The sequence below is a fragment of the Psychrobacter sp. 16-MNA-CIBAN-0192 genome, from assembly GCF_040309565.1.
GTDB lineage: Bacteria > Pseudomonadota > Gammaproteobacteria > Pseudomonadales > Moraxellaceae > Psychrobacter.
In genome coordinates, this window is record NZ_JBEOOX010000051.1 from 1 (window position 1) to 422 (window position 422).

The window sequence follows — 422 nt, forward strand, 5'->3', positions numbered from 1 at the left end:
CCGGGCCTTGTACACACCGCCCGTCACACCATGGGAGTGGGTTGCTCCAGAAGTAGATAGTCTAACCCTCGGGAGGACGTTTACCACGGAGTGATTCATGACTGGGGTGAAGTCGTAACAAGGTAGCCCTAGGGGAACCTGGGGCTGGATCACCTCCTTATACGATTTAGAACTTATTTGTTCGTAGTGTCCACACAGATGATTGTTAATTAGTGCTTGTCCTTCGGGATAACTAATTAATATGCTCTTTAAAAATTTGGAAAAGCTGATAATAAAATTCTGATAGATACATTGTATTTATCAAGAGTTTTCAAAAGTAAAAAAGAATGATAGCAGTATCATTCAGTGCCATTTAATGAACGTTTCGTTTATTGATTGGTATCTACTTTAGTATTCAATATTAACTTCTGGCGAAGTTAAAC

The 422-nt window shown here is 39.6% G+C and carries 1 rRNA gene; it reads left to right on the top strand.

Going from position 1 to position 422, the window contains the following annotated elements:
* Window positions 1-160: ribosomal RNA gene (locus AAEY78_RS12310) — 16S ribosomal RNA — on the top strand; the annotation flags it as partial.
* Between the last annotated feature and the right edge of the window lie 262 nt (window positions 161-422).